Source organism: Marinobacterium ramblicola (genome assembly GCF_019084545.1).
GTDB lineage: Bacteria > Pseudomonadota > Gammaproteobacteria > Pseudomonadales > Balneatricaceae > Marinobacterium_D > Marinobacterium_D ramblicola.
Genome location: NZ_JAHREP010000032.1, coordinates 1 through 21,470 on the forward strand (window position 1 = coordinate 1; position 21,470 = coordinate 21,470).

Annotated in this window: 24 protein-coding genes; 7 read left to right on the forward strand and 17 right to left on the reverse strand. The window is 60.6% G+C overall.

Annotation, left to right across the window (positions count from 1 at the left end; genetic code table 11):
• The 4 genes from lspA to murJ all read right to left on the reverse strand — a co-directional run.
• Positions 1-384, reverse strand: a 384-nt coding sequence (gene lspA, locus KQ940_RS19760) for a signal peptidase II (RefSeq protein ID WP_217415842.1), incomplete at its 3' end; no start/stop codon positions are given.
• Positions 384-3,200, reverse strand: a complete 2,817-nt coding sequence (gene ileS, locus KQ940_RS19765; protein WP_217415844.1) for an isoleucine--tRNA ligase — start codon at positions 3,198-3,200, stop codon at positions 384-386. The genes ileS and lspA, both read right to left, overlap by 1 nt.
• Before the next feature lie 18 nt (positions 3,201-3,218).
• Positions 3,219-4,157 carry a bifunctional riboflavin kinase/FAD synthetase gene (gene ribF, locus KQ940_RS19770; RefSeq protein WP_217415847.1) on the reverse strand — a complete coding sequence of 313 codons (939 nt, stop codon included), beginning with the start codon at positions 4,155-4,157 and terminating at the stop codon, positions 3,219-3,221.
• Between the two features lie 143 nt (positions 4,158-4,300).
• Positions 4,301-5,866, reverse strand: a complete 1,566-nt coding sequence (gene murJ, locus KQ940_RS19775) for a murein biosynthesis integral membrane protein MurJ (RefSeq protein ID WP_217415860.1) — start codon at positions 5,864-5,866, stop codon at positions 4,301-4,303.
• Between the two features lie 200 nt (positions 5,867-6,066).
• On the opposite strand from murJ, the gene rpsT reads away from it, so the two are divergent.
• Entirely contained in the window at positions 6,067-6,333 is a 267-nt protein-coding gene (gene rpsT, locus KQ940_RS19780) for a 30S ribosomal protein S20 (protein ID WP_217415862.1), read from the forward strand.
• 194 nt (positions 6,334-6,527) lie between these two features.
• Here the strand turns inward: rpsT and proB are convergent, their stop codons facing one another.
• The 4 genes from proB to rplU all read right to left on the reverse strand — a co-directional run bounded on the left by proB (position 6,528) and on the right by rplU (position 9,645).
• Positions 6,528-7,652 (reverse strand): glutamate 5-kinase, encoded by a 1,125-nt coding sequence (gene proB / locus KQ940_RS19785; RefSeq protein ID WP_217415864.1) that lies wholly within the window; start codon positions 7,650-7,652, stop codon positions 6,528-6,530.
• A gap of 27 nt (positions 7,653-7,679) precedes the next feature.
• The gene (gene cgtA, locus KQ940_RS19790) at positions 7,680-8,882 is read right to left on the reverse strand and encodes an Obg family GTPase CgtA (protein ID WP_217415884.1); all 1,203 of its coding nucleotides are present in this window, start codon (positions 8,880-8,882) and stop codon (positions 7,680-7,682) included.
• A 174-nt stretch (positions 8,883-9,056) separates the two neighbouring features.
• A complete protein-coding gene (rpmA, locus tag KQ940_RS19795; protein ID WP_217415886.1) occupies positions 9,057-9,314 on the reverse strand; it encodes a 50S ribosomal protein L27 in 258 nt (85 codons plus the stop codon).
• Between the two features lie 19 nt (positions 9,315-9,333).
• Positions 9,334-9,645: a 50S ribosomal protein L21 gene (gene rplU, locus KQ940_RS19800; RefSeq protein WP_188750215.1), complete on the reverse strand. Its 312-nt coding sequence runs from the start codon at positions 9,643-9,645 to the stop codon at positions 9,334-9,336.
• 270 nt (positions 9,646-9,915) lie between these two features.
• Here rplU and KQ940_RS19805 point away from each other — a divergent pair, with 270 nt between their 5' ends.
• A complete protein-coding gene (locus KQ940_RS19805) occupies positions 9,916-10,884 on the forward strand; it encodes a polyprenyl synthetase family protein (RefSeq protein WP_217415888.1) in 969 nt (322 codons plus the stop codon).
• Between the two features lie 14 nt (positions 10,885-10,898).
• Here KQ940_RS19805 and KQ940_RS19810 read toward each other — a convergent pair whose 3' ends face one another.
• Entirely contained in the window at positions 10,899-11,558 is a 660-nt protein-coding gene (locus KQ940_RS19810) for a thiopurine S-methyltransferase (protein ID WP_217415890.1), read from the reverse strand.
• 131 nt (positions 11,559-11,689) lie between these two features.
• On the opposite strand from KQ940_RS19810, the gene fabA reads away from it, so the two are divergent.
• The gene (gene fabA, locus KQ940_RS19815) at positions 11,690-12,205 is read left to right on the forward strand and encodes a 3-hydroxyacyl-[acyl-carrier-protein] dehydratase FabA (protein ID WP_217415892.1); all 516 of its coding nucleotides are present in this window, start codon (positions 11,690-11,692) and stop codon (positions 12,203-12,205) included.
• Between the two features lie 104 nt (positions 12,206-12,309).
• Entirely contained in the window at positions 12,310-13,527 is a 1,218-nt protein-coding gene (gene fabB / locus KQ940_RS19820) for a beta-ketoacyl-ACP synthase I (RefSeq protein WP_217415898.1), read from the forward strand.
• Between the two features lie 78 nt (positions 13,528-13,605).
• Here the strand turns inward: fabB and KQ940_RS19825 are convergent, their stop codons facing one another.
• From KQ940_RS19825 to moaA, 7 genes are all read right to left on the reverse strand, one after another.
• Positions 13,606-14,346, reverse strand: coding sequence for a lysophospholipid acyltransferase family protein (locus KQ940_RS19825; RefSeq protein ID WP_217415900.1), 741 nt, complete (start codon positions 14,344-14,346; stop codon positions 13,606-13,608).
• A gap of 1 nt (position 14,347) precedes the next feature.
• Positions 14,348-14,599: a molybdopterin converting factor subunit 1 gene (gene moaD, locus KQ940_RS19830; protein WP_217415907.1), complete on the reverse strand. Its 252-nt coding sequence runs from the start codon at positions 14,597-14,599 to the stop codon at positions 14,348-14,350.
• Entirely contained in the window at positions 14,596-15,081 is a 486-nt protein-coding gene (moaC, locus tag KQ940_RS19835) for a cyclic pyranopterin monophosphate synthase MoaC (RefSeq protein ID WP_217415915.1), read from the reverse strand. Before moaC ends, moaD begins: the two co-directional genes overlap by 4 nt.
• Positions 15,078-16,196 (reverse strand): 1-acyl-sn-glycerol-3-phosphate acyltransferase, encoded by a 1,119-nt coding sequence (locus KQ940_RS19840; RefSeq protein WP_217415917.1) that lies wholly within the window; start codon positions 16,194-16,196, stop codon positions 15,078-15,080. The genes moaC and KQ940_RS19840 overlap by 4 nt, the downstream gene beginning before the upstream one ends.
• A gap of 72 nt (positions 16,197-16,268) precedes the next feature.
• Positions 16,269-17,507, reverse strand: a complete 1,239-nt coding sequence (locus KQ940_RS19845) for a molybdopterin molybdotransferase MoeA (protein ID WP_217415925.1) — start codon at positions 17,505-17,507, stop codon at positions 16,269-16,271.
• Positions 17,504-18,046 carry a molybdenum cofactor biosynthesis protein B gene (gene moaB, locus KQ940_RS19850; RefSeq protein ID WP_217415927.1) on the reverse strand — a complete coding sequence of 181 codons (543 nt, stop codon included), beginning with the start codon at positions 18,044-18,046 and terminating at the stop codon, positions 17,504-17,506. The genes KQ940_RS19845 and moaB overlap by 4 nt, the downstream gene beginning before the upstream one ends.
• Positions 18,047-18,116: 70 nt before the next feature.
• Complete coding sequence (moaA, locus tag KQ940_RS19855; RefSeq protein WP_217415934.1) at positions 18,117-19,115, reverse strand: GTP 3',8-cyclase MoaA; 999 nt, start codon at positions 19,113-19,115, stop codon at positions 18,117-18,119.
• 155 nt (positions 19,116-19,270) lie between these two features.
• Between moaA and KQ940_RS19860 the strand changes: the two genes are divergently transcribed.
• Positions 19,271-19,609 carry a SirB2 family protein gene (locus KQ940_RS19860; protein ID WP_246590216.1) on the forward strand — a complete coding sequence of 113 codons (339 nt, stop codon included), beginning with the start codon at positions 19,271-19,273 and terminating at the stop codon, positions 19,607-19,609.
• Here KQ940_RS19860 and rfbD read toward each other — a convergent pair.
• Complete coding sequence (gene rfbD / locus KQ940_RS19865) at positions 19,544-20,521, reverse strand: dTDP-4-dehydrorhamnose reductase (protein WP_217415938.1); 978 nt, start codon at positions 20,519-20,521, stop codon at positions 19,544-19,546. The genes KQ940_RS19860 and rfbD overlap by 66 nt on opposite strands.
• Before the next feature lie 334 nt (positions 20,522-20,855).
• Between rfbD and tatA the strand changes: the two genes are divergently transcribed.
• The gene (gene tatA, locus KQ940_RS19870) at positions 20,856-21,026 is read left to right on the forward strand and encodes a twin-arginine translocase TatA/TatE family subunit (RefSeq protein WP_217415940.1); all 171 of its coding nucleotides are present in this window, start codon (positions 20,856-20,858) and stop codon (positions 21,024-21,026) included.
• Positions 21,027-21,131: 105 nt separating this feature from the next.
• Positions 21,132-21,422, forward strand: coding sequence for a c-type cytochrome (locus tag KQ940_RS19875; RefSeq protein WP_217415947.1), 291 nt, complete (start codon positions 21,132-21,134; stop codon positions 21,420-21,422).
• Positions 21,423-21,470 lie beyond the last annotated feature (48 nt).

Sequence of the window (21,470 nt, forward strand, 5' to 3'; positions counted from 1 at the left end):
TAAAGAGATGAAGTCGACCACGTGGCCATGGACGATCCGGTCATAGAGATTACCCAGCGCGCCGCCGAGCAGCAGCGCCAGACCCGCGCCCAACCACCAGGGGCTGACCGGGGTGCGTCGCATCCAGATCAGCAACAGCGCACTGACCCCGCAGGCGATCAGGATAAACAGCCAGCGCTGCCAGCCGCCGGCACCGGACAGAAAGCTGAATGCAGCACCCTTGTTATAGAGCAGCGTCAGGTCAAAGACCGGCAGAACAGGCACAGGCCTGGCGTACTCGAGCATCGTATCGGCCAGGTACTTACTGCCCAGGTCAAGCAGAATGACGAGCAGGGTGATCCAGAGCCAGCGCAGGGCGCTGGCTTTTGCAGGGATATGAGTCATCAGGCGTACTGGCGCTGCTCTCCGTTGCCGCTGACGTTCTCGATACAGCGACCACAGAGTTCGGGCTCTTCCGGATGCTGACCGACATCCTCACGGTGATGCCAGCAGCGCGCGCACTTGGCCTGTTCCGAGGCTTTCACCGCCACTTTCAGTCCGTCGACATCGGTTGCACGCGCATCGCCGGCTTCGCTCAGCGGCTTCAGTTGCGCCACGGAGGTGATCAGCACGAAGCGCAGCTCGTCGCCGAGACGGGCCAGATCAGACTCAAGCTTGTCATCGACATACAGGGTCACCTCGGCCGCCAATGAGGCCTTAACCAGCTTCTCGCTGCGGGCATCTTCCAGGCACTTGTTGACCGCATCCTTGACCGCCATCACCCGCTGCCAGAACGCCGGACCGAAGGCATCGCCATCGGCAAACGCCGCCAGCCCTTCGTACCAGCTGGTCAGCAGCACGCTGTCGCGGCGCTCGCCCGGCAGCACCTCGTAGATCTCCTCGGCGGTGAAGCTCAGGATCGGCGCGATCCAGCGGGTCAGCGCCTCGGCGATATGGAACAGCGCGCTCTGGCAGGAGCGGCGCGCCAGACTGTCCGGCTTGGTGGTGTACTGGCGATCCTTGATGATGTCGAGGTAGAAACCGCCCAGCTCACGCACGCAAAAGTTGTGCACCTGCTGGTAAACGTCGAGGAAGCGGTAGCTGTCGTAGGCATCGATCACCTTCTTCTGCAGTGCCGCCGTCGCGCCCACGGCCCAGCGATCCAGCGCCAGCATCTCCGACGGCGCCACCATATCGGTGGCCGGATCGAAGCCGTTCAGGTTGGCCAGCAGGAAGCGCGCGGTGTTGCGGATACGGCGGTAGGAGTCCGCGGTACGCTGCAGGATCTGCTGGGACACCGCCATCTCGCCGGCGTAGTCGGTGGACGCCACCCACAGGCGCAGGATGTCGGCACCCAGGGTATCGGTCACCTCCTGCGGTGCGATGACGTTGCCGAGCGACTTGGACATCTTGTAGCCCTTCTCGTCGACGGTAAAACCGTGGGTCAGCACCTGCTTGTAGGGCGCGCAGTCGTTGATCGCGATGGAGGTCTTCAGTGAGGACTGGAACCAGCCGCGATGCTGGTCCGAGCCCTCCAGGTAGATGTCCGCCGGGAAGCGCAGGCCGTCACGCTGTTCGAGTACGGAGTAGTGGGTCACGCCGGAGTCGAACCAGACATCCAGGGTATCGGTGACCTTGTCGTAGTCGGCCGCCTCGTCGCCGAGCAGCTCCGCCGCGTCGAGTTCGAACCAGGCGTCGATACCGCCCTGCTCGATCTTCTGCGCCACCTGTTCGATCAGCTCCCGGGTACGCGGGTGCAGTTCACCGCTCTGCTTATGGGTGAACAGGGTGATCGGCACACCCCAGGTGCGCTGCCGGGAGACACACCAGTCCGGGCTCTGTTCGACCATCGCCTCGATCCGGTTCTGGCCCCACTCCGGGAACCACTGCACCCCCTTGATCGCCGTCAGCGCGTGCGCCTTGAGTTTCTTCTCCTCCATGGAGATGAACCACTGCGGCGTGGCGCGATAGATCAACGGGGTTTTGGTGCGCCAGCAGTGCGGATAACTGTGTTCAAAGCGTTTCTTGTGTACCAGCTTGCCTTCGCGCCCCAGCGCGTCGCAGATCGGCTCATCCGCCTTGTAGACGTGCACGCCGGCAAATTCACCGGCGTCATCGGTGTAGGTACCGTTGGACTGCACCAGATTCAGGGTACCCAGGCCATACTGCTGGCCGACGACGAAATCCTCCATACCGTGATCCGGCGCGGTATGCACCGCACCGGTACCGGCATCGGTGGTGACGTGATCACCGAGGATCACCGGTACCTGACGGTCGTAGAACGGGTGCTGCAACTGCAGCAGTTCCAGCGCGCTGCCGTTGCAGGTCGCCAGCACCTGGTACTGCTGTACGCCCCAACGCGCCATGATGGCGTCGACCATCTCGGCGGCCAGCACCAGACGCTCAGGCCCCTGGTTGATCTGGGTTTCGACCAGGGCATAGTCGAGGTTGCCATTCAGGGATACCGCCTGGTTGGCCGGGATGGTCCAGGGCGTGGTGGTCCAGATCACCACGGAGACGGGCCCTTGACCCGCTTCGGTACCGAACAGTTTCAGCACCTTGTCCTGATCCACGGCAGTAAAGCGCACATCGATCGCGGTCGAGGTCTTCTCCTGATACTCCACCTCGGCCTCAGCCAGCGCAGACTGACCGACAACACTCCAGTACACCGGTTTGTAGCCTTTGACCAGGTGGCCGTTGTCGATGATCTTGCCGAGGGCGCGGACAATATTGGCCTCGGTTTCAAAGTTCATCGTCAGGTAGGGGTTGTCCCAGTCGCCGATCACGCCAAGGCGGATAAAGTCCGCCTTCTGCCCCTCCACCTGCTCATGGGCATACTCGCGGCATTTCTGACGGAATTCACGGTAGGGCACTTTCTCACCCGCCTTGCCGATCATCGTTTCGACCTTGTGCTCGATCGGCAGACCGTGGCAGTCCCAACCCGGCACGTAGGGTGCATCGAAGCCGCTCAGCGTCTTCGATTTGACGATCATATCCTTGATCACCTTGTTCACCGCATGACCGATATGGATGTTGCCGTTGGCGTAGGGGGGGCCATCGTGCAGGATGAACTGCGGACGCCCCTTACCCTCTTCGCGCAGCTTGGCGTAGAGATCGATCTGTGCCCAGCGCTCCAGGCGTGCAGGTTCGCGGGCGGGCAGATTGCCACGCATCGGGAAGGCCGTTTCCGGCAGGTTCAGTGTCGGTTTGTAATCGGTCATGTTGGATTGTTCCCAGCTTCAACTTTGCGTCGATGCCAAGGCCAGCCAGTCGCGAGCTGCCTCGATATCCGCGTTAATCTGTACCTTGAGCGCGTCCAGTCCGTCGAAGCGACGCTCCGCGCGCAGAAAATGTAAAAACTCCACCTGCATCAATTCGCCATACAGGTCGCCCTGAAAATCCAGCAGGTGCACTTCGAGTACCGGCTGACGGCCATGAATGGTCGGCCTGATCCCGACATTACAGACACCCGGATAGCGCTGGCCCTTGATCAGGCCGTGCACGACATACACGCCACGCAAAGGGCAGGCGAAGCGGTGCATACGCACATTGGCGGTCGGCGCGCCGAGCTGCCGCCCCAGTTTCTGGCCATGCATCACGCGTCCTACGACCCGGTATGGACGCCCCAGGAGTCGGCCGGCAAGGTCAAATTCATGTGCTTGCAGAGCCGCCCGAACCCTTGAGCTGCTGACCCGTTCGCCGTCGACCTCCAGCGTAGCGGTCTCCTCCACCGAGAAGCCGATGCGCTCGCCGGCGCTCTTGAGCAGCTCAAAATCTCCCCGCCTGTCGCAACCGAAACGGAAATCGTCACCGACAACCAGATGACGGATATCCAGCTTCTGCACCAGCAGCTGCTCGATAAACTGGTCCGCCGACATACTGCGCAGTCGAGTATTGAACATCAGGCAGAGCACGCGCTCGACACCCTTGAACTCGAGAAAGCGAACCTTTTCGCCGAAGCGCGTCAACCGCGGCGGCGCCTGATCCGGCGAGAAGAACTCACGCGGCTGAGGCTCAAAGATGATCACCACGCTGGGCAGGCCGAGCTCTGCCGCTTTTGCCTGCAGCTGCTCAAGCACACGCTGATGCCCAAGGTGCACGCCATCGAAGTTGCCGATGGTCGCGACACAGCCTCGATGGCGCTCACGCAGATTGTGTAAACCGCGGATCAATTCCATACGCGATCTGATCTTTTACCCCTAGAACCCGAGACCCATAGGTCGAGAAAAGCCACCGCGAATGCCGTGCCTGTCAAATGCGAACGCAGGAGTATAGCGCACATCGCCAGTATTGATTAAGTCCTGCACACCGGCAAACCCTGCTAACCGCGCAGATGACGCAACCTGAGTCCGCAGGCCACCAATACCAGCAGATAGATACCCAGTCCACCGGCAACCAGCACGGACATCCACTGCACACGCTGCCACAACCCCGCTGCCAGCCACTGCTCGGTGGGGGTATTCAGCCAGATCAGTAGCACACAGAGCGCGCCGCTTGCCGCTACCAGGCGCATCACGAAGATACGCCAACCAGGCTGCCAGGAGAACACGCCAGCCTGGAGCAGGCCGCGCAACAGCAGCACGGCGTTCATATACGCCGAAAGCGTGGTCGCCAGTGCCAGACCGGCATGGGCCAAGGGCCAGATCAGGATCAGGTTGAGCACCATATTGGCCGCCATCGCCTGCATCGCGATCTTGACCGGGGTTTTGGTATCCTGGCGTGAGAAAAAGCCGGTCGCCACCACCTTGATCAGCATGAACGCCACCAAGCCCAGGCCATAGGCGCGCAGGCTGCGCGCCGACATCTCGATATCCAGAGCACTCATCTCGCCATAGTGGAACAGCGTCACCAGCAGCGGCTCGGCCAGCACCACCAGCGCCAGTGCCGCCGGAACCCCGATCAGCAACACCATGCGCACGCCCCAATCCAGCGTCTGGCGAAAATGCTCGGACGACTGTTCGGCATGGCGACGGGACAGGCTGGGCAGGATCACGGTCGCAATAGCGATGCCGAACACCCCTAACGGCAGCTCGGAAAGTCGGTCGGAGTAGTACAGCCAGGAGACACTGCCGGTCTGCAGAAAGGAGGCCAGCACCGTATCCAGCAGCAGGTTGATCTGCGCCACCGACACGCCGAACAGCGCGGGCAGCATCAACCGCAAGATCCGCTGTACGCCTTCGTCCCTCCAGCCTCGCTGAGGTATCGGCAGCAGCTGCAACCTGGCCAAAAACGGCAACTGGAACAGCAACTGCAGAGCACCGGCCATAAACACACCCCAGGCCAGCGCCAGGATCGGTGGATCGAACAACGGACTGAGCAGCACCGCCGAACCGATCAGGGTCAGATTCAGCAGCACCGGGGTAAACGCCGGGATAGCGAAGCGGCCGTATGCATTGAGGATTGCACCGCAGAACGCGGTCAGCGAGATCAGCATCAGATAGGGGAAGGTGATCCGCAGCATCTGCGCCGCCAGCTCGAACTTATCCCCGCCAGCCAAGTAAAAGCCCGGGGCAAATAACGCCGCCAGCAACGGCGCGCCAATCACCCCGAGCAACGTGACCAACATCAGCACGGAACCCAGTGAACCCGCAACCCTGTGCACCAACTGCTGGACCGCGGCCAGGTCGCGCTGGCTGCGGTATTCGGACAGGACCGGAACAAATGCCTGAGAGAAGGCACCCTCGGCAAACAGGCGGCGCAGAAAGTTGGGTATCTTGAAGGCGACAAAAAAAGCGTCAGCACTTCCGCTGGCACCAAAATAGCCCGCGATCACAACATCGCGCACCAAGCCCAGTACGCGCGAGAGCATCGTCATCAGGCCGACGACACTGCTTGATCGGAGCAATCCGACTGAACGGGTTTTCTGTTCGGGCACTGGAGCTTCCATAGCCTGGTTAAGTCACCGAGGTTAATCGTTGATAATAAGCAGCGCAGATCATACAGCGGCCAGCGCCAGTGGCGAAGCGCCCATTAAAAAACAGACACGGGCTTGACACCCGGCGCCGTACCATGAATAATCTCGCGTCTAATTTTTCGACGCTCATACGTCGTATTCTGAATCACTACTAAGTTTTGAGGAGCCAGATCGTGGCGAATTCCGCAGGATCTCGTAAACGCGCTCGCCAGGCCGAAAAGCGTCGCCAGCACAACGCTAGCCTGCGCTCCATGGTGCGCACTTATTTCAAAAAAGTTCTGAAAGCCATCGCCAGCGGCGACCAGGCTGCCGCCCAGGACGCTTACAAGGTTGCCCAGCCGCTGCTGGACAGCTCTGTCAACAAGGGCATCTTCAAGAAGAACAAGATCGCTCGCACCAAGAGCCGTCTGAATGCACGGATCAAGGCGATGGCCGCGTAAGCAGCCCGCTGATCAACGCTCCAAAAAAACCGGCCGAAGCCGGTTTTTTTGTGCCTATAATTCACCCAACCAAGAAGCCCTGCACAACCCACACATTGCCGCTCGTGCGTATCCCTGCGCCCGCGGCATACCGTGCATCCTGCACATAAAAAGCCGGCAGCGAAGCCGGCTTGATCGAACAATATATCAGCACCTCAGGCCAGCACCAGATTGTCGCGGTGCACCAGCTCCGGCTCACCCATAAACCCCAGGCGCTCGACGATCTCACTACTGGCGAAGCCGATGATACGACGCGCATCCTCGACGCCATAATTGACCAGGCCACGCGCAACGATCGCGCCAGCCTCATCCAGCATCAACACCATCTCACCGCGCGAGAACTCACCGGATACCGACTTGACCCCCGCCGGCAGCAAGCTCTTACCACCCGAGACCAACGCCCTGACCGCACCGGCATCCAGCACCAGGGTACCCCTGGCCTGCAGATGACCAGCGATCCACTGCTTGCGCGCCGCCACCGGCTCTTTCTCCGGCACCAGCAACGTGCCCAGCTCTTCGCCGGCAAACAGACGCAACAGTACATCGGGCTCACGCCCACTGGCGATTACCGTCTGCGCACCGGAGCGCGCCGCCAGACGCGCCGCACGCACCTTGGTCGCCATTCCGCCGCGCCCCAGCTTGCCACCGCCGCCCGCCATGGCGATAAGACGATCATCTTCCGCACGCGCCTGATGCACAAAAGGCGCATCCGGCGTCGAGCGCGGATCCGCTTCATACAACCCCGACTGATCGGTCAACAGGATCAACGCATCCGCCTCGATCGCATTGGCGACCAACGCCCCGAGGGTATCGTTGTCGCCGAAGCGAATCTCACTGGTCACCACGGTGTCGTTCTCGTTGATCACCGGAATCACGCCCAGATCGATCAACGTACTCAATGCCGAGCGCGCATTCAGGTAACGCTTGCGATTGGACAGATCATCATGGGTCAGCAGTACCTGAGCGGTGTGCAAACCGTGGCGCGCAAAGCTGGATTCGTACGCCTGAACCAACCCCATCTGCCCCACTGCAGCCGCCGCCTGTTGACGATGCACCTCTTTCGGTCGCTCGCGCCAACCCAGGCGCTTCATCCCCTCGGCAATCGAGCCGGACGAGACCAGCACCACCTCCACGCCACGGGCGCGCAACTGCGCCACCTGATCGACCCAATGCCCGATCGCCGCGAGATCCAGCCCGCGACCATCATTGGTCAGCAACGCACTCCCGATCTTAACAACCCAGCGCCCACCGCGCGCCAAACCTTCGCGACCCGCCACCACCGTCTATCCTCTTTACATCCGCTGCCGTTAGCGCACCCACTCGACGTCGACATCGTAGTCGTCGTCATCAAAATCGTCATCATCCAAGCCGTCGGCGGCCGCCTGACGCCTTGCACGCGCCTCGGCCTTAAGCCGCTCGAGATTCTCGCGCGCCTCAGCATCGATAATCGCACGCGTTTCGCGCTCCTGCTCCAACAGCGAAGGATCTTCCGCCACGGCCGCTGCGCGGGCATCCAGAAAATCCTGAAGATCGCGCACCAGGCCCTGCAGCCCCTGCTTGTTCAGCGCCGACACCCGATAGACCGGCCCAGACCAGCCCAGCGCATCAACCACCGCCTGACAGGCAGCATCCTGCTCTTCGGCCGCCACCATATCCAGTTTGTTCAGCACCAGCCAGCGCGGCTGCTCGGCCAGTGTCGGACTGAACTTGGTCAGTTCAGCCACCGCGGTAACCGCCGCCTCTGCCGGCGTAACCTCATCCCAGGGCGCCATATCCACCAGATGCAGCAGCACGCGATTGCGCGCCAGATGCTTGAGGAAGCGAATCCCCAGACCGGCACCCTCGGCCGCCCCCTCGATAATGCCAGGGATATCAGCGACCACAAAGCTGCGATGCGCCTCGGTGCGCACTACGCCCAGGTTCGGCACCAGAGTGGTAAAGGGATAATCCGCCACCTTGGGCTTGGCCGCCGAGATGGAGCGGATCAGGGTCGACTTGCCCGCATTGGGCAGCCCCAACAAACCAACATCGGCGAGCACCTTCAGCTCGAGACGGACGTTACGCAGCTCGCCCGGCGTGCCATTGGTGGTCTGCCGCGGCGCCCGGTTTACACTGCTCTTGTAGCGGGTATTACCCAGGCCATGAAAACCACCCTGGGCGATTTTTTCGATCTGACCAACCTTCGTCAGATCCGCCAGCACCTCGTCGGTATCGATATCCACCACCGTGGTACCTACCGGCAGCTTCAACACCAGATCCTCACCCTTGGCGCCAGTACAGTTACCGCCGCGACCACCTTCACCATTGCGTGCGTTGTAGCGACGGGTGTAGCGATAGTCGATCAGCGTGTTCAACCCCTCATCCGCCTCGACGAATACGGAGCCGCCATCACCACCATCACCGCCATCCGGCCCCCCTTTCGGGATAAACTTCTCGCGCCGAAAGCTCATGCACCCGTTGCCGCCCTTGCCGGCCTCAACCGTAATGATCGCCTCATCGACAAATTTCATCTGCTTCCTCCCGAAAGATCAGGTACCGCCCCCGCAATCAAAGGGACACCGTAGCGGTTTAGCCCGCTCAATAACACCACTCCCGCACTTCCATGCGCCCGCAGCCCAGCGTACATCCTGCACATAAAAAAAGCCCCGCCTTGGCGGAGCTTTTTTTCTACTTCAGCGTGCCGCTCAGGCAGAAACCACGCTGACGTACTTGCGATTGTTCGGGCCTTTTACTTCGAACTTCACAACACCGTCCGCCTTGGCGTACAGGGTGAAATCCTTGCCCAGACCTACGTTCTCACCAGCGTGGAACTTGGTACCACGCTGACGGATCAGGATGTTGCCCGCGATGACGCTCTGACCACCGAAACGCTTTACACCCAGACGCTTCGCCTGTGAATCGCGACCGTTGCGCGTAGAACCACCAGCCTTCTTATGAGCCATTGTTCAATCTCCTGTCTGATTAGCCACTGATACCAGTGATTTTAACCTCAGTGAACCACTGACGGTGGCCCTGACGCTTCATGTGGTGCTTACGACGACGGAACTTGATAATGCTCACTTTGTCGCCACGGCCATGAGATACGACTTCAGCCGCAACCTTGGCACCATCAACAACCGGCGCACCGACTTTGACGTCGTCGCCATTGCCAACCAGCAGTACACGATCGAACTCGACGTTGGCACCCGGCTCTACCGCCAGCTTTTCCAGCTTCAGAGTCTGGCCTTCCTGAACGCGGTACTGCTTACCACCGCTCACAATAACTGCAAACATGTTTTTCTCCAGTGTAAGGCCTGCCCGGCTACTGAAATGGGTAACACCTACTTCTAAGGGTTTCAGGCACGACGGTCTCGCGACCGGCGGCACCCTATGATAGGGAGCTAAAGATGGACAGGCTCAGGGCGCGAAATTCTACACAAACCCAGCCACCGACTCAAGTACTTTAGCCTATGTATTGTCCAGCAGCAGCGCCCTTTTCTTGACACCCCGAGGCCTTGTCCCTAGCATGCGGCGAACCATTCTGTCGACCGACATCGTAACGCCATGCAGCCACACCAGCTCAACCCGCTGATTGAACCGCAGTTCGACGCGGTCACCGACTATATACTCAACCACCTCGGATCCAATGTCCCGCTGGTGGAGAGTATCGGCCACTACATAGTTGAAAGCGGAGGCAAGCGCCTGCGCCCACTGCTGGTGCTGCTTGCGGCCAACGCCTGCGGCTACTCGGGCCAGCAACATATCCCGCTGGCGGCGGTGATCGAGTTCATCCATACCGCCACCCTGCTGCATGACGACGTGGTCGACAACTCCGAACTGAGACGAGGCAACGCCACCGCCAACGCCAAATGGGGCAACGCCCCGAGCGTACTGGTCGGCGATTTTCTCTACTCCCGCTCCTTCCAGATCATGGTCGAGATCGGCGAAATGGCGATCATGCAGGTGATCTCCAACGCCACCACGGTGATCGCCGAGGGCGAAGTGCTGCAGCTGCTCAACCAGCGCAACCCGGACACCACCGAAGAGTCCTACATGAACGTGATTCTCGGCAAGACCGCGATGCTGTTCGAGGCCGCCACCGAATGTGGCGCGATTCTGGCCAACGCCAGCCCACAACAACGCGAAGCCCTGCGGTTGTACGGTCGCCACCTCGGCATCGCGTTTCAGCTGGTGGATGATGTCATGGATTACCTCTCCAGCAGCGAGGAGATGGGTAAAAACGTCGGCGACGATCTGGCAGAGGGCAAAGCAACCCTGCCGCTGATCTACGCCATGCGGGAAGGTTCGGACAGCGACCGCGCACAGGTTCGCGACGCGATCCGCAAGGGCGGCCTGGACGACCTGGGCCCGATCCTCGACATCGTGCAGCGTACCGGCGCGATCGAATACACCAAGGCTCAGGCTCAAGCCCAGATCGACAGCGCACTCGCCGCGCTTGCCTCGCTACCGCAGAACAGCTTCCGCGACACCCTGTCCCGCATCGCGCAGATGGCGGTCGCACGCACCAGCTGAGCCCTTTGCACCGCCTATTGGCGGTGCAGCAGGTACACCATCTCGCGCTCCAATCCTCGCGGCGTCTCGGTGCGTTCTCCGGCAGCCAGGCTAATCACGGTAAACGCCGGCTCGAACAGATCCCGCACCTCGTTCTCGAACACGGAGAATGGCGGCCCATCCGCTTCACTCACCGAGAACTGAGAGCGATCGTCGCCGACCAACTCCAGCGTCACCAGCAACATCTCGACACCGGGCTCGATACGCTGCGCCAACCGTTCCGCGTAGCGTCTCCGCATCGCCGGTGGCAACGCGATCAGCGCCGCCCGATCGTATACCGCGCCGATGCCGCGAAACACCTCCCAGGGCAGATCAAAGAGATCGCCAGTCACCAGTGTTATGCCGTCACGCTCGCGACGGTGGTAGTTGTCTATAGTGACCGCCTCGACCTCGACACCCTGCTCATGAAAAAAGTCCCGACAGGCAATATCACTGAGCTCTATACCCAGCACCTCATGCCCCTGCTCACGCAGCCAGAGCATATCGAGCGATTTGCCGCACAAGGGCACCAACACCTTGGCGCCGGGCTTGATAATCAGCTTTGACCAGTACTGCTGCAGCCAGGGATTGACGTCCGCCTGGTGAAACCCGATCCGCCCTTCCTGCCAGCGCTGATGCCAGAAGTTATGCTCCATAATCCCAATATCCCACCCAAGTCGATCGCTGAAAGCGTAAATTAACTGATGCAGCCCGTGCCTCGCGGACTGCTAATCGGTATAATAACCCGCTATTCTGAAAAAAACGGATGTGGATAAACAGTTTTCTCATGACCAGACCCTCTTCCTTTGAACGCGAAGACCTCCTTAAGTGCGGTCACGGCGAGATGTTTGGCCCGGGCAATGCCCAGCTGCCAGTCGACAATATGCTGATGATGGATCGCATCACCCGGATCAGTGCCGAAGGCGGTGAGTTCGGCAAAGGCGAGATTATCGCCGAGCTCGATATCCACCCCGACCTCTGGTTTTTCAACTGCCATTTCCCCGGCGATCCGGTCATGCCCGGCTGCCTGGGCCTGGACGCCATGTGGCAGCTGGTCGGCTTCTTCCTCGGCTGGCGCGGCAACAAGGGCCGCGGTCGCGCGTTGGGTTCCGGTGAGGTGAAGTTTACCGGTCAGGTACTGCCCAGCGCGAAGAAGGTCACCTACAACATCCAGCTGAAGCGCGTGATTGAGCGCAAACTGGTGATGGGAATCGCGGACGGCTCGCTGTCGGTTGACGGTCGTGAGATCTACACTGCAAAAGATCTGCGTGTCGGCCTGTTTACCCAAACCGACAACTTCTAACATTAGCGCAGCCCGCTGCATGATCCCTGTTCAGCTTAACTCAGGAACTTGATCGTGCGCTGCATATCCAACAACAAGAGTTCGAAAATAGAGAGAGGCTACACATGCGACGTGTCGTAGTGACCGGTATGGGGATTGTTTCTTGCCTTGGTAACGACAAGGAAACGGTTCTGGATTCTCTGCAACAGGGACGCTCCGGCATCAAGTACCAGCCGGAATATGCCGAGCTGGGCTTCCGCAGCCAGGTAGCCGGCAGTGTCGACCTGGATATCGATGCCTTGATCGATCGCAAGCTGCGCCGCTTCATGGGCAACGCGGCGGCCTATGCCTATATCGCGATGGACCAGGCGGTGAAAGATTCCGGCCTGACCGAAGATCAGGTCTCCAATGTCCGCACCGGTCTGATTGCCGGCTCTGGTGGCGCTTCTTCTGCCGACATCGTTGAGACCGCGGACATCCTGCGCGACAAGGGCGTTCGCCGCGTGGGCCCTTACCGCGTCACCCGCACCATGGGCTCCACGGTATCCGCCTGCCTGGCAACGCCGTTCAAGATCAAGGGCGTCAACTACTCCATCACCTCTGCCTGCGCCACCAGTGCCCACTGCATCGGTAACGCCATGGAGCAGATTCAGCTCGGCAAGCAGGACGTGGTGTTCGCCGGTGGCGGCGAAGAGCTGCACTGGTCCCTGACCGTGATGTTCGATGCCATGGGTGCACTGTCCAGCAAGTACAATGAGACCCCCGAGAAAGCCTCACGCGCCTATGACGCGGATCGCGACGGTTTCGTCATCGCCGGCGGCGCCGGCATGCTGGTGCTCGAGGAGCTGGAGCACGCCAAGGCGCGCGGTGCCAAGATCTATGCCGAGCTGGTCGGCTATGGCGCCACCTCTGACGGTTACGATATGGTCGCCCCCTCCGGCGAGGGTGCCGTTCGCTGCATGCTGCAGGCGATGAGCACCGTCGACGGCAAGATCGACTACATCAACTCCCACGGCACCTCGACCCCGGCTGGCGATATCCAGGAGCTGAAGGCGATGAAGACCACCTTCGGCGACCATATGCCACCGGTCAGCTCGACCAAGTCGCTGACCGGCCACTCCCTGGGCGCTACCGGCGTACAGGAGGCGATCTACTGTCTGCTGATGCAGCAGAATGACTTCATCTGCGCGTCCGCCAATATCGAGAACCTGGATCCGGAAGCGGAAGGCCTGCCGGTGGTGACCACCCGCCAGGACAACGTGAACCTGGAGCGGGTCATGTCCAACAGCTTCGGCTTCGGCGGCACCAACTCAACCTTGGTGTTCCAAAAGTACCACGGCTGATCGAGCAGTATCGACATAAAAAAACCCGTCCTATGACGGGTTTTTTATTACCTAGCGTTTATGGATAACTTACAGCACTCAGTCGATCGCGCCGATCTCCCGCATCGCCTGCTCCATCCACAGCGCCATCTCGGCATGAAGTTCATCGACGCTGCGGCCATCGGCCGGTATCGGCGGCCCTACCCGCACCTGCACCGTACCCGGATACTTGATAAACGATTTGCCGGGCCAGAACAGTCCGGCGTTATGCACCAAGGGCACGATCGGCACCTGAGCCTTCGCCGCCAACATCGCGCCGCCCTTGTTCATCCGTCCGATCTTGCCGGCGGGCACCCGCGTGCCCTGCGGGAAGATCAGCACCGGCAAGCCGCTTTTGAGCCGAGCCACGCCCTGCTCCAGCAGTTGACGCAATGCTCCCCGGCGATCGGAACGGTCCAGCGCGATCGGCCTCAGCAACGCCAACGCCCAGCCAAAGAACGGGATCTTCAACAACTCTCGTTTGAGCACCACCACCTGCGGCCGCACCAGCAACTGCAGGTAGAGCGTCTCCCACTCACTCTGGTGATTGGCGACCACAACGAACGCCCCTGACGTCGGCAGCAGCTCTCGCCCCTCAACCTCGACCCAGACGCCGCAACAGACACGCAGCCAGGCGATGTAGAAGTAATTGATGCTGCTGAGCACAGCAAAGCGCGGCCTGAACGGCAGCAGAGGCCCAATCAACAGGCATAGCGCGGCATATACGATAGTGACCGGGTAGAACCCGAGATAGTAGATGGCCGCTCTGATCCAGAGCAGAGGTGTCGATCGCTGAGCCAACTCAGCCTCCTGTTACCGGTGGAAAGAACGCGACCTCATCACTGTCATTCAATGCTGTCTGCAGGGTGGTCATCTCCTGATTGACGGCGCAGAGCAGGCGCTGATCGCGCAACGTCGCCGCCCAGGGGCCGCCCCGCTCAGCCGCCAACCAGGCGATCAGCTGTTCGACAGTACCGACCCCTGCCGGCAACGTCAGTGTCTCGCTATCGATACCCAGCTGCTCGCGCACACTGGCGAAATAGACCAGTCTCATTTTTCATCCTCACGTCGCCAGTGGCCGCTCTTGCCGCCCTGCTTTTCCAACAGCTGGATCGCCTCGATCACCATGCCGCGATCCACCGCCTTGCACATATCGTAGAGCGTCAGCGCCGCCACCGACGCGGCAGTGAGCGCTTCCATCTCAACACCGGTCTGGCCGCTGACCTTGCAGCTGGCCTCGATGTCGACACAGCTGTCCTGCTCGTTCGGCGTCAACTCCACCCTGATCCCGGTCAGCAGCAAAGGATGGCAGAGCGGAATCAACTCATGGGTACGTTTCGCCGCCTGGATACCGGCGATACGCGCCACCGCAAGGACATCGCCCTTCTTATGTCCACCTTCCAGAATCAGCTTCAGGGTTTGCGGCAGCATCCGCACTCGCCCCGTGGCCACCGCCTCTCGCGTGGTCACTGCCTTGTCTGATACATCGACCATCGTGGCACGTCCCTGTTCATCCAGGTGGGTCAAACGACTCATACTCCTGCCTCCGCACGCTTATGGTTGAACACCGGGTTGGCATACATCTGCTTCATGATCTCACGTGCCGGTCCCTCGACCTGAGCCAGATGAGCGTCAAACCGGCTCTGCGCCTCGGCATCCACCTGCTCACCTGCCGCCGCCAGGTTGGACGGGTGCAGGTAATAGTTCAGGTAGATCTGGCGGTCGATCTCCTGCGCCAGCTGTTCCGGCGTGTCGAACTGACCGCGAATCGGCTCACCAAATGCCACATGAACATGCCCCTTGTTGCCGGTGATGCCCTTGACGATGCTGTCGATATCCTCGAACTCGCCCTTCTGGTAGACACCGGCACTGGCCTTGGTGGCCAGCTCGTTGGCCTTACTGGCATCGCAGGGATCATACTCGTAGGAGATCGACACCGGCACGATATTGAGCCGCTCCACCGCCTCGCTGAAGCTGCGCTCCTTGCGCTGCGACATGTAGAACATCTTCAGCAGCGCCGGATCGGTGCGATCGTTGCCATCCTTCGCACGGCCTTCCCGCTGCGCAATCCAGATCGAATGACCGCTCTGGATGCTGTGATCGATATAGCTGGACAGTTGATTCAGCGCCGTCATCATCTCCCGACCGCGCGCCGAGCGATTGACGATAAAACTCTTGTTCAGGCGCATCAGATCGGAGATGTAGGGCTTGCGCAGCAGGTTGTCGCCAATGGCGATGCGCACCGTGCTCATCCCGTACTGGTACCTGACCCAGTTGACGAACGCCGGATCCATGGCGATATCGCGATGGTTGGAGACAAACAGATACGCCTCATCTTCGTCCAGCCGCTCCAGCCCGGAGCAGGTCATTCGCGTGGTGGTACGCGCGATCATCTTGGCCATGTAGCCGGCGACCATCGCCTGGAAGCCTTTCACATCTTCGACATCGCCGATGCGCGCCGCCAGCAGGATCCGCACGATCGGCCGCAGCATCCAACCCATCCATTCGGAGATACGCGGGAACTGATAATGCGTGATGGCGCGAATAAACTCATCGTTGTGAATCAAACCGTGGAGGACATCGCCGACCTCGTCATCCCGGTAGGGCCGGATCGCCCGATACGGATCGTTAATCAGATCTTGTTCACTCATGTGCAACTGGCACCCTCGAGCATCGCGTCAAAAAGGCGCATATTTTAGCTAATTATTCGATATGTTTCATATTCACGGGCGCAGCAGCATCGCCAACGGGAAGAACTCCAGCACCTGCCCCTGTTCAACGACCGTCCCGGCCGGGACACGCAGCAGGCCGTTGGTGTTCAGCAGCGAACTGAGCATACCGGAGCTCTGATTACCCCAGGGGGTGGCATAGCCGTCGGAGGAGCAGCTGGCGCGCAGGTATTCATCGCGACTCTGCACCCGGGCGCGGCTGAATGCCGCCCGGACCGGCAGCGAAAACGGCTCGCTGACGGTCATCCCCTGCGCCTTCAACAGGCAGGGCTGGGCCAATAGCGCAAAGGTGATCAGCGCAGAACCGGGATTCCCCGGCAGGGCATAGAGCGGTACCTCCGCCACCCAACCCGCGGCAAATGGCTTACCCGGTTTGAGATTGACCTTCCACAGATCGATCCGGCCGAGTTTTTCGATCGCCGCCTTGACGTGATCCTCCTCACCCACCGATACACCACCGGTGGTCAGAATCAGATCGGCGGTGTCGGCGGCCTGCCGCAGCGCGGATTCCGTCGCCTGCGCCGTATCGGCGATGACACCGAGTTCCACCACCTGCATCCCCAATGACTGCAGCAGGCCGCGGATCAGGTAAGCGTTGGAGTTATAGATCTGCCCGGCGGCGAGGGGCGCCCCCGGCTCCACCAACTCATCGCCAGTGGCTAGTATCGCCACCCGCAGCGGTTTATAGACCTCCACCTCGGCAACACCGATCGAGGCCAACACGCCCAGCGCCACCGGCGTCAACCGGGCGCCCGCGGCCAACACCAGGGTGCCGACGGCCAGGTCCTGACCGCGGGGACGGATATTCTGCTGTGCACGCACATCAGCCGGAATCACCACCTGGCCCCCTTCGACCCGCACCTGCTCCTGCATCACCACCGCATCGGCACCGGCGGGGATCTCGGCACCGGTAAAGATCCGTGCCACGCTTGCCGCCGCCAGGGGCAGGGGCGCCGCACCGGCCGGAATACGCTGACTGACCGGCAAGCGAGTCTCTGCGTTCGGCGCGAGGTCGGACAGGCGTACGGCATAGCCATCCATCGCACTGTTGTCGGCCGGCGGTACATCCACCTGGGCATAGATATCGCTGGCCAGAATACGATCGGTCGCTGCGCTCAGCGAACAACGCTCTCGCGCCGCCCGGCACTCGGCCTGTGCCAGCAGCTGTTGACGCGCCTGTGCCAGGGGCATCAATCCAGGCTGGCCGCAGCCCGGCTGATCACATCCACTCATGGCAAGGTCCGGCGCTGATCGCGTGCGCGGATCAGGGTGTCGACGAAATTACAGGGGCGGTGGCGGCTATCCAGCTGCTCGGCGATCACCTTGTCCCAGCCGGTACGGCAGGCACCGGTGGAGCCCGGCAGGCAGAAGATCAGGGTACCGTTGGCCAACCCGGCCAGCGCCCGCGACTGAACCGTGGAGCTGCCGATCTCCTGGTAGGAGATCTGACGGAACAGCTCGCCAAAGCCCTCGACCTGCTTGTCCAGCAGTGGTGCGATCGCCTCAGGCGTAGAGTCGCGATGCGAGAAGCCGGTGCCACCGGTCACCACGACGACCTGCACCTCAGGATCCGCGATCCACCGGGAAACCTGCGCGCGCAGACGGTAGACATCGTCGATCACCAGAGCGCGATCGGCCAGGCGATGCCCCGCCTCCTGCACACGCTCCGCCAGCAGGTCGCCGGAGGTATCGTTTTCACTGGTACGAGTATCGGAAACGGTCAATACCGCAATATCGAGGGGGATAAAGGCTTTTTCGGCTTGGTGTGCCATAGGGGTTCCTACGAAGAACGGAGTGTTAAAGGCGACAGAGAGTACAGGGGTTCAGGACCAACCGCTCGATCTAGCCACCGGTCATATTCATGAAGCGCAGGATCTGCGGCTCTTCATCGAGGCGAAACTCGTGCTTTTCGGGCTTGATCGCCATCGCATCGACCAGCGTCTGCTGCAAGCGCTCGAGGTCACCGGGGTACTGGCGCACCACCTCTCTGAGATCCACCGAGTGCTCATTGCCGAGACAGAGCAACAGCCGCCCTTCGACCGTAACCCGGACCCGGTTGCACTCGCTGCAGAAGTTGTGACTGTGGGGAGAAATGAAACCGATCCGCGATGCCGAATCGGCCATGCCGTAATAGCGTGAGGGGCCGCCGGTATTATCGGTCGTGGCCTGCAGCGGATAGCGTGCGTCGATCAGCTCGCGCAGCTCATCGCTGGAGCAGTATGACTCCGCCCTGCCATGTTCGGTGATCTGCCCCAGCGGCATCTCCTCGATAAAACTGATATCCAGCCCGGAATCGCGGGCGAACTCGACCAGATCGAGCACCTCGTCATCATTGCGCCCCTTGAGTACCACGGCGTTGAGTTTGATCCGCTTGAACCCGGCACTGCGCGCCGCTTCGATCCCGGACAACACCTGTTCAAGCCGCCCGGTACGGGTCAATACGCGAAAACGCTCAGGCTGCAGCGAGTCGAGACTGATATTGAGGCGCCGCACGCCGGCACGTGCGAGGTCCTGGGCCATATGCGGCAACTGGGAGCCATTGGTGGTCAATACCAGTTCGATCGGCAACTGACCCAGGCGCTCGATCAGGCTCAGGATGTCGCGCCGGACCAGCGGCTCGCCGCCGGTAAGGCGGATCTTGCGCACTCCCAGGCCGACAAACGCTGCCGCCACGTCGTACAACTCCTCCAGCGACAGCACTTCGGCACGGGGCAGAAACTCCATCTTCTCCGACATGCAATAGACGCAGCGGAAGTCACAGCGATCGGTTACCGACAGGCGCACGTAATCAACGCGACGACCGAAACGGTCGATCAATTGCGAGGGAGTTGAAGTGCTCATACTGCTGTCTCCAGTGCTGCAGGCGCGATGCGATGATGAATTGACTCGACCGGCACGATCACGCATTGTCTGCACCCAGGTCGAATCCACTCGTCGCAAGAGGCATAGACATGCTCTACATCACGCTCAAGCATATACATTTAACGACCGTTGCGTTGACGATCTCTCTGTTTCTGTTTCGCGCAGCCCTTATGCTCTGGCGCCCTAAGGCGCTGAACTGGCGCTGGCTGCGCATATTGCCCCATATCGTCGATACCGTCTTACTCGCCAGCGCCATTGGGCTGATGCTGGTGATCCACCAGTATCCACTCGTCAATCACTGGCTCACCGCCAAGGTCGTCGGAGTGCTGCTCTATATAGTGTTCGGCAGCATTGCGCTCAAGCGAGGACGCAGTAAGACCGTACGCGTTCAGGCGCTGTTTTTTGCGCTACTGAGCCTTGGCTACCTGATCGCCGTCGCCCGTACCCACTCGCCGACCCTGGGTCTCTTCTAGCAAGTGCCCGGCGTAGAGCTCACGCACCAGGCGCTGCAGTTCCGAGCGCCAGGGGCGTTGGCGTATACCGAAAGTATTAAGCAACTTACTGCATTTGAGTACCGAAGACGCGGGACGTTCCGCCGCCTCCGGCATATCGCGCGATGACACCGGCACCAGCTCGGTGACGGCAAGCTCTTCATATTGCCTGGCCGCGGCCAGGATAGCCTCACTGAAGCCATAGCGGGTGGTCACTTCGGCGCCACAGTAGTGGTAGGTACCCCAGGCTTCGGCGCCGTTGGCCAGCTGTTTCAGAATCGCCTGCAGCACCCGCGCCACATCATCGGCCGATGTGGGGCAGCCACGACGATCATCAACCGCCTTGATACTGCGTTCATGGCGCGCCTGCTCCAGGGTACGCAGCAGGAAATTATTACCGCTTTCACTGAAGATCCAGCTGACCCGCAGGATGATATGACGTGGCAGCAGGCGCCGAATATGCTCTTCGCCCTGCCACTTGCTATCGCCGTAGATCCCGAGTGGCGCCGCATCATCCGACTCGTTGTAGCCACTGGCATAATGCCCATCGAACACATAGTCCGATGACAGGTGCAGCAGCGGGATCGACAGTTCGCCACAGAGCGCCGCCAGTTCCGCGGCACCTTGCGAGTTGAGTGCGTAGGCCTGCTGAGGATCTTTCTCAGCGGGATCCACCCGGTTAAACCCGGCGCAGTTGACCACGTAATCCGGTAGCAACTCGGCCAGCTTCTCGCCGATCTGCTTTCGATTGGTGATATCGAGCTGACGTCTTGAGCAGGCCTGGATATCAAAGTCCGGATCACGCGCAAGCAGCCTCACCAGCGCTCGGCCGATCTGGCCTTGAGCACCGGTAATCAGGATACGGCTGGGCTCTGCGAAGGGTGTCGCACTCATCGATCGGATCGGTCTTGAAAATATGCCGTCGACAACATTCCCCATGCGGTCATACAAGGTGTTGGCAAATGAGGAGTCCTCTCGACTAAATATGTCAGCGCACAATCCTTCATTATACATAGGCATCTAGGCAGTTAAAGCACCGTTATAGACCCCCAAAACGATCGCCGGATACTGATCCTGGCGCTCGAAAATTAATCGGCCAAACTTAACCGGCGTCAATTCGATCTCGCCTGTGCGCTGGATATACTGCATTCAACATACATCAATTTGCCGCTGGCCTTGAACACGCCATGTCCAACAGGGTCAGCGGTCGCAGCAAGGGTAACTCGCCATGGGACTGGGTGGTATTAGCGTCTGGCAACTGCTGATCGTACTCATCATCGTTGTGCTGCTGTTCGGCACTCGCAAACTCAGCGGCTTCGGCAGTGACCTTGGCGGCGCGGTGAGGGATTTCAAAAACGCGCTGTCGAACGATCACCGCTCGGCGGGAGATAAATCCTAGGTACCACAGATGGGCAGGGTGTCTGTCTTACCCTCACGCCCCGATAGGGCGGCCGCATCTGTTGTGCCGGTACAGCTTCCTTAAGCAACCTGAAAGACTGTCGTTATGAAGAAACTGATCATCGCTGCAAGCCTCTGTCTTGCTTCCTTCGCCCAGGCCGACGACGGCGAGGCGATCTACAACAGCGCCTGTGTCGCCTGCCATGGTACCGGTATCGGGCCCATGGTCCATATGAAGGGAGCCTGGCAAGCGCGTCTGGAGGCCAAGGGCGGTGTCGACGGCCTTCTGGAGAGCGCCAAACAGGGCCTCAACGCCATGCCGCCCATGGGCGGTTGCAACGACTGCAGCGACGAACAGCTGCGTGCCGCCATCACCTATATGACCACCTTCCAATAATATCGCCGCTCCTGCGCATGAGCGCCAGGGATGACGGAGGGCCGCCCC

Coding starts and splice junctions, on each gene's coding strand:
- ileS (WP_217415844.1), bottom strand. CDS start 3,200: ATGACCGATTACAAACCGACACTGAACCTGCCGGAAACGGCCTTCCCG.
- ribF (WP_217415847.1), bottom strand. CDS start 4,157: ATGGAATTGATCCGCGGTTTACACAATCTGCGTGAGCGCCATCGAGGC.
- murJ (WP_217415860.1), bottom strand. CDS start 5,866: ATGGAAGCTCCAGTGCCCGAACAGAAAACCCGTTCAGTCGGATTGCTC.
- cgtA (WP_217415884.1), bottom strand. CDS start 8,882: ATGAAATTTGTCGATGAGGCGATCATTACGGTTGAGGCCGGCAAGGGC.
- rpmA (WP_217415886.1), bottom strand. CDS start 9,314: ATGGCTCATAAGAAGGCTGGTGGTTCTACGCGCAACGGTCGCGATTCA.
- rplU (WP_188750215.1), bottom strand. CDS start 9,645: ATGTTTGCAGTTATTGTGAGCGGTGGTAAGCAGTACCGCGTTCAGGAA.
- KQ940_RS19805 (WP_217415888.1), top strand. CDS start 9,916: ATGCAGCCACACCAGCTCAACCCGCTGATTGAACCGCAGTTCGACGCG.
- KQ940_RS19810 (WP_217415890.1), bottom strand. CDS start 11,558: ATGGAGCATAACTTCTGGCATCAGCGCTGGCAGGAAGGGCGGATCGGG.
- fabA (WP_217415892.1), top strand. CDS start 11,690: ATGACCAGACCCTCTTCCTTTGAACGCGAAGACCTCCTTAAGTGCGGT.
- fabB (WP_217415898.1), top strand. CDS start 12,310: ATGCGACGTGTCGTAGTGACCGGTATGGGGATTGTTTCTTGCCTTGGT.
- moaD (WP_217415907.1), bottom strand. CDS start 14,599: ATGAGACTGGTCTATTTCGCCAGTGTGCGCGAGCAGCTGGGTATCGAT.
- moaC (WP_217415915.1), bottom strand. CDS start 15,081: ATGAGTCGTTTGACCCACCTGGATGAACAGGGACGTGCCACGATGGTC.
- KQ940_RS19840 (WP_217415917.1), bottom strand. CDS start 16,196: ATGAGTGAACAAGATCTGATTAACGATCCGTATCGGGCGATCCGGCCC.
- KQ940_RS19845 (WP_217415925.1), bottom strand. CDS start 17,507: ATGAGTGGATGTGATCAGCCGGGCTGCGGCCAGCCTGGATTGATGCCC.
- moaB (WP_217415927.1), bottom strand. CDS start 18,046: ATGGCACACCAAGCCGAAAAAGCCTTTATCCCCCTCGATATTGCGGTA.
- moaA (WP_217415934.1), bottom strand. CDS start 19,115: ATGAGCACTTCAACTCCCTCGCAATTGATCGACCGTTTCGGTCGTCGC.
- rfbD (WP_217415938.1), bottom strand. CDS start 20,521: ATGAGTGCGACACCCTTCGCAGAGCCCAGCCGTATCCTGATTACCGGT.
- tatA (WP_217415940.1), top strand. CDS start 20,856: ATGGGACTGGGTGGTATTAGCGTCTGGCAACTGCTGATCGTACTCATC.
- KQ940_RS19875 (WP_217415947.1), top strand. CDS start 21,132: ATGAAGAAACTGATCATCGCTGCAAGCCTCTGTCTTGCTTCCTTCGCC.